This window comes from Streptomyces sp. NPDC102406 (assembly GCF_044765725.1).
Taxonomy (GTDB): domain Bacteria; phylum Actinomycetota; class Actinomycetes; order Streptomycetales; family Streptomycetaceae; genus Streptomyces.
Genome location: NZ_JBIWKP010000004.1, coordinates 692142 through 698399, shown reverse-complemented (window position 1 = coordinate 698399; position 6258 = coordinate 692142). Strand labels below are relative to the sequence as shown.

The 6258-nt window shown below is 67.5% G+C and carries 4 protein-coding genes and 1 pseudogene; all 5 read right to left on the bottom strand.

The genetic code is table 11. The annotated features are described in order from the left end of the window. Positions 1 to 92 precede the first annotated feature (92 nt). Positions 93 to 978 (bottom strand): annotated as a pseudogene (locus ACIRF8_RS21205) (integrase); the annotation flags it as partial. A 266-nt stretch (positions 979 to 1244) separates the two neighbouring features. After that, complete coding sequence (locus ACIRF8_RS21200) at positions 1245 to 1826, bottom strand: SUKH-4 family immunity protein (RefSeq protein ID WP_404216927.1); 582 nt, start codon at positions 1824 to 1826, stop codon at positions 1245 to 1247. 9 nt (positions 1827 to 1835) lie between these two features. Further along, the gene (locus ACIRF8_RS21195) at positions 1836 to 3536 is read right to left on the bottom strand and encodes a nucleic acid/nucleotide deaminase domain-containing protein (protein WP_404216926.1); all 1701 of its coding nucleotides are present in this window, start codon (positions 3534 to 3536) and stop codon (positions 1836 to 1838) included. A 126-nt stretch (positions 3537 to 3662) separates the two neighbouring features. Continuing rightward, positions 3663 to 5156: a hypothetical protein gene (locus tag ACIRF8_RS21190; RefSeq protein WP_404216925.1), complete on the bottom strand. Its 1494-nt coding sequence runs from the start codon at positions 5154 to 5156 to the stop codon at positions 3663 to 3665. A gap of 188 nt (positions 5157 to 5344) precedes the next feature. Further along, positions 5345 to 6223 (bottom strand): nucleic acid/nucleotide deaminase domain-containing protein, encoded by an 879-nt coding sequence (locus tag ACIRF8_RS21185; protein ID WP_404216924.1) that lies wholly within the window; start codon positions 6221 to 6223, stop codon positions 5345 to 5347. Positions 6224 to 6258: the final 35 nt, after the last annotated feature.

Sequence of the window (6258 nt, the reverse complement as noted above, 5' to 3'; positions counted from 1 at the left end):
CACCCGCTACGACAAACGCGCCCGCCACTACCAAGCCCTCGTCACCATCGCCTGCCTACAACTCTGGCTCCCCTGACATTGCGGACACGACCTAGGACCTGCCGGGCGTGAGCCTCGTTCAGGACCAGAACGTGGTCGAGTGCCTCGCGGCGGATCGTGCCGAGCCTGAGGTGCGCTGAGTAGCACGTCCATGCCTTCGGCTTCGAAGACGGCGTCGAAGGATCCGGTGTACTTGCTGTCGCGGTCGCGGAGCACGAAGCGCAGCGACTCGACGCGGCTGCCCAGGTCATCGGCTAGATTGCGCGCCTGCTGGGTCGCCCATTGTGCGGTGGGGTGGGCGGTGACGCCGGTGATGTGGAGTCTGCGGGTGCCGTGTTCGAGGAACGCCAGCGCGTACAGCCGGCTGCCAGTGATTGTGTCGACGTGGAAGAAGTCCGCCGTGATGATCTCCTTGGCCTGCGCGGTGAGGGACTCGCGCCAGCTCGGGCCGGTGCGGCGCGGGGCGGGGGCGATGCCGGCCTTGTGCAGGATCTCCCAGACTGTGGACGGCGTGATCGGGTGCGACAGTCGGGCCAGTTCGCCCTGAATCCGCCGGTGGCCCCACCGCGGGTTCTCCTGCGCCAGGCGCAACACCAGCTTCTTGAGCGGGGCCGCCGTGGGTGGACGCCCGGTGCGTCGGCGTCGGTCGGAGTAGTCCCACTCCTTGGCGATCAGCCTGCGGTGCCAGGCCGGTAGCGTCCCCGGAGTGACCGCGAAGACGCTGCTCCAGCAACGGCGCGGTATCAGCGACGACAGCGCGGCCAGCCGGAGCCGGTCCGCGGGCTCGTAGCGGACCGGACCGCTGAGTTGTCGTCGCAACACCGAGTTTTCGTGCCGCAGCACCAGCAGTTCGGCGTCCTTGGCCGTGTCCCGGCGCAGCAGGACCGCGGGTATGGACAGCAGTGCCCGGGTGGCCCGGTACAACATCGAGATGATCACACGCGCAGCATCCCAGCCACCGCGGAGGGCCTGGCAACGTAGGCTCCCACCTGCAGCGATGACTTACCGAGCCCCACAGGGTGCGGGACGCGGAGACGTGCCGCGGCGGCTCAGCGATTCCTCAGCGACTGAACCTGCGGCGGCGAAGCAGTCCGTTGCCGCCTGAGATGCCGACCGGCACCAGCCGAGCCAGGGCGGCGAAATGAACGGCGATGGGGCTGAAGTCCCGGCGGTCAGCCGAGCGCGCCGAAGGCGACACCGTGGCGTTACGTATAAATGCCGCCGTGCAGGTTGTCGAAGAGCTCGACCCATTCGCTGTACTCGTGAGCGAAGGGGAGCGGGTCCACCTCGCGAATGCGGGCCACCAGCGCCTCCACCTCCCGCCGGCGGCGGGCATCGGCGTACTCCGGGTCTTCGTTCCCGGCGTCGTAGGAGCCGATGTAGTCCAGAAACAGGGCCGTCGTCTGCATGAGGGAGGAGATGTCCTGGTGGATGGCGATGGCCTGCATACCGCCCTCGGTGTATTGGTAGACCATGCCCGTGCGCGGGTCGATCGTGACCGCGTTGATCGGGAAGTTGCCGATCTTGACGACGGTTTTGACGCCCTCCGGGGCCTTCCAGCCCTCAGCGGCCTTGGCCGCGCAGTCCCAGACGAAGTCCGCATCGAACTCGCCGGGCAGATAGAAGCCGATCTCGTACTCCTCGGCGCTGGGCAGCCCCACGCGGGTGAGGAAGTCCAGCGTCTCGCCGTCGAAGCCGTACTGCCGGGCCGTCGCCTCGGGCAGGCGGGTGACATCCTCCACCAGGCTGACGTTCGCCAGCGTGTCATGGTCAACGTTGAAGAGCACTCGCTCGCCTCACTTGCGCTTCCTCGCGGCCTCCATGGCCGCACCGTCCGATTCCGTCATCATTCCGGCACTCAGACCGTGCTGACGGTGCCATTCTTTCAGGTTGTCCTTGAACGCTGTGTGCTCGACGTCCTTCTTGCGGTCCTGCTTGCCATTCTCATCAAGGCTCTGGTCGTAGCTGTGCGAGTGCGTGACCTCCAGATCCGAGCCGAAGTGCTCGCCGATCCACTTGTCACACCATGAACTAGCTGCTTGGCAAGGTTCTCGTTCGGTGTAGAGGTCGCCCACACCCGCTGGATTGCCGTCTCTGAGAACCGGATAGCCGATCGTCCGCTCGGAATGAACGCCTTGGCTGTGCCCGACCAGGATGAACGGATTGCCGTTCGAGTCCGTGTAGTGCACGGCTGCATAGTTGCCGTTGGCGTAGTCGCCCTTTGCATAGCGGGCCAGCTGGGTGGCTTCCGCGAGCGGGTGCGTCTCGTCCGGGTCCAGTCGCCGGGACTCGACGGCGTTGTCTTCCTTCTTGGTGTCCACCGGATAGGGATTGCTGCCCTTGTCCGTTGAGCGGTAGCGCCACACCTTGCCGTCCCCGCCGACGATGTCCGGCAGATCCGCTTCCTGGCCGGTGACGCGGGTCCGGGTGCCGTCGGCGTGCAAGCGGTCCACGTGGCCGCTGGTGTTGAGCAGGTACATCGGCACGTCCCGCTTGGGGCCGTCGGTCTTGGCGCTGTCCGTCCTGACCTGGTTGGCGCGGTCGCGGACCTCGTGGTCTTTGCCCTTGTGCAGGGCCGAGGCACCCTTCACCCGCTTGGGTATGGACTCCGCTATGTGGTCGCCGATCTTGTTCAGAGCCTTCTCAGCGCCCTTGAGGCCGCCGTGCAAGACCGGGTCGAAGACGTTGGTGAAGGGGTCGCGGCCCTTGCTCCGGCCGAAGGCACCCCGGGCCTTGGACAGATGCGTGGAGGTCCCTTTGAGGTGCGTGCCGTGCCCGGCGACCTTGTCGGCGCCGTCCTCGAACTCGATGTGGTCGATGTAGGTGCGTTTCTTCGAACCGCCCGGGCTGCCGGCGCCGTCGGCCGAGGCGAGCTGCATGCCGCCGTGGCCGGTCTTGCCGTCGCCCGTGTCGGCCGGCATGTGGAACGCCCCTTCGGCCAGGTCGAGGACCATGTCCTCGACCATGGACTCGAGTTTGGCGTTGATCGGCTCCGTGATTTTGGCGATGACCTCATCGACGATCCGGTCTACCGCCTCGTCGATGATGCGCTTAACGACCTGTCGCATCGCCGTGATTTCGGCCGCGCCGATCAGCGCAGACAGGCCGCCGGTGACCACGGCGAGCCCCATGGACACGCCCACGGACCCGGCCATGACCGCGAGTTCGATCTCGGCCTTGGTCTTCATCCCAAAGATGATGTCGGCGAGGACGTCGCAGGCGTCCGCGAACAGCCGGGCCAGCTCGGGGAGTTTTTCCAGATGGCTGCCCTTGACCTGGTTCCAGTGCTTCTCCATCGAGTCGACGGCCCAGCCCTCGGAGGACGACAGAATGCGCGAGAACGCCTTGTGCGCGTCACCGCCGTGACCTTCGAACTGTTCAGCGAACTCCCGCATGGCGGTTGCCATCTCGCGGTAGTCGTCCTCGTCCACGTTCGGGAAGTTGATCCCGATGAAGTCCAGGACCTCGTCCAGCCAGCCCGGAATCGTGTAGCCCATCCCCGTAGCCCCCTCTGCGCACAGACACGATGCTCGAAAACTCTAACGAGCAGTACTGGCTGGGACGCAAGGGGTCACTGGCGGCTATGGCGTGACTGTGACATGCCGACTCCCGCTCGACGACGTCTACACGGCCCGCAGGCAGAACAGAGCCTCGTCCGTGCCCACGACCAGGCCGCCATCGGACAACAACGCAAGTGCGGACACGGACGCGCCGGGCCGGAAGGTGCGCACTGCGGCCGTCTCCAGGAAGCGGTGTTCGACCAGCCCGTCCGACCAGCCGATAGCCAGTGCCAGGCCCACATCGGTATGGCCGACGGCCAGCGAGGTCACCGGCGCGGGACGTGCGGCCACGGCTGTCGGCAGCGGCTCGGCGTTCGTCCGCCAGGCTCGAACGCGCCCGTCGGCGCCGCCGCTGTACAGCAACGGCACGGCGGCATTGGCATGCGCATCCGGGAGGTCCATCACGGCCAGGGCAGTGACGGCACCTTCGTGCAACGAGACGCTCTGCGGCGACCACCTCCCTTCCTCGGCGAAGAAGGTGAGGACCGCCCCCTCGGCATCGCCCACGGCAATCACCGTGTCGCAGCACGCCAACGCGGTGGCCGGCGCGTCCTTCAGGCGGTTGCCGATCGCGTCCAGGAGCCGTTCTTCCAAGGTAGGCTCACTGTCCAGGAGCGCGGCGATCCCGGTGGGCTTGGGCGTCGACACACCATGCTGGACATGTAGATGGCCATGCACGTCCAGCAACAGCGCGGTTCCATCCGGCCGCACCGCGACAGCACGCGGCTGCGCCACCGGTTGTGGAAGACGGCCGACCGGATGAGCATTCGCATCCTTGAGCAGGCGCACGGTGTCCTGGTGGTCCGCGACCACGAGCGTTCCTGACAAATGCCCGCGGCCCGCGGCCAGCGCACGAGCGGGACCCGGCCACGGGGGAATGAGGTCACCGCGGACACGGCTCCAGCGCACATGCCAGGCAGCACCGTCGGCGAGAGCGGCAAGCTGCCCCGCCAGCCGAGGGTCGGCGTCGTCTCCCAGCGCCGCACGCAACACCAGGGCCCGGTCGGCCGGTGCCTGGTCTCGCATCAGCGACGCCCCAGCACGCAGCCATGCCACGCGCAGGCCGCCGTGCGCGTCGCCGGATCGCTCGTAGCGCGCGGTGACGGACCAGGGCTCCGCAGCAGCACAGACGGCAGCCGGGTCGCTCAGATCCACTGCTTCCACTGGGGCGGATGCCCGCTGCGCCTGGTCGGCGGTCGCCGGCTGACGCGCCTGGGTTGCGGCCCACGCGCTGTGCCGTGCCCTGTCCGTCCACTGTGGGTCGTCCAGGTTCATGACGGCCGCGGGGCACGCCCCCAGGTGCAGTGCGGCATCGCTGCGGCACTCCACGATCAGCCGAACCTGATCCAACTCCAGCATCCGCTGAACCAGTTCGGCCACCTCCTCCAAGGGGTCGGCGGCGTGCAGATCCGGCAGCACAAGCATCGTGCGGCGCGCGTCATGACTCAACGCCGCCACAAGCTCACCGGGCGTACGGGCTGCGACCGACAACTGTTGCGCCAGGATCAGGGACGCCGTCAGCGCTGTCTGGCCAGCCAGAGGTACGAAAGCGTGCACGCGGCGCTTCGTCGGCGTGCCTGGCCGCGTTCCATGTGCGATCAACCATGCCAGTAGTTGTGATTTGCCGGTGTGTGCACTTCCCGTAACCGTGCACAGGCGCGGGGCCTGCGGATCCGCCATCCACGACAGCAACGCAGCTCCCGCCGGCTCCCGTCCGGCGGGAGGCCGCTTCCACGCCGCATCGCTCATTCGCCACCCGCTTGTTCGGCCACGTACTTCATCAGGCTCATGAGCCCCTGTTCACGGCTTTGCGCGTCGGTGCCGTAGTCGAACCGGTGCGTGAACTCCGCTTCCGGGAAGAGGCGTTGCGTCCATACGGCGCAATAGTGACCGGGCATCTTGCAGGGCTGAAGGTCGCAGTACACGCGCAGCACCTGCGCCGGCTCCACCCCCTGCGCCGAAAGCTGCTGCCACACGACTTCCTCGGGATGAGGGCGCCCCACACCGGTGGCCTCCGACACGAGGTGCTTGTTGCCGTCGGTGTCCGCGTACTCGAACGTCGCCATGAAGCCGAAACTCGTAGTGTGGCCGATGTCCTCGACAACCCGCGGCCACCAGCTCTCGCGAAACTCGAACGCGACCGGGTCGATGCGACGAAGCTCGGCATCGAGCTCGCGGAACACGGCCGCCGCCGCGGGCATACTCGTCGACGCCGCAAGCTCCGCCCGGCGGCGGTCCAGCACCGCCAGGGAGCGTGAGAAGGACTCGACGCTGGAGCTGACGTACATGTCAGGCTCTTCGTCACCGAGGAACACGGCCTGCAAGGCGCCGTCGGGCCGTACACACACATGCGCCAGCCCGTCCGTCCCCAGGCGCAGCCAGTCGGCCGGGTCGCTGCCCAGCCCCGAGACGCCATGATGTCCTGCGTACATGCCAAGGGTGGGCCCGTCCGTCTCTGCCGCAACAGTGAAGTACGGGGCGACATGTAGGGGTACACCGGTGCCCGCCAGCGCGCGCAGGGCGTCCTCCGGCAGGCGACCGCTGTAGGCGCCGGGCACGCTGAAGCGACGCATCCCGTCCGGACCGAAGTGAGCGACGGACGGGTCCGGGACGGACTCAGACATCGGGGTACCTCTCGCGGGTGGGAAACGGTCGGCTT

Coding starts and splice junctions, on each gene's coding strand:
- ACIRF8_RS21185 (WP_404216924.1), bottom strand. CDS start 6,223: ATGTCTGAGTCCGTCCCGGACCCGTCCGTCGCTCACTTCGGTCCGGAC.
- ACIRF8_RS21195 (WP_404216926.1), bottom strand. CDS start 3,536: ATGGGCTACACGATTCCGGGCTGGCTGGACGAGGTCCTGGACTTCATC.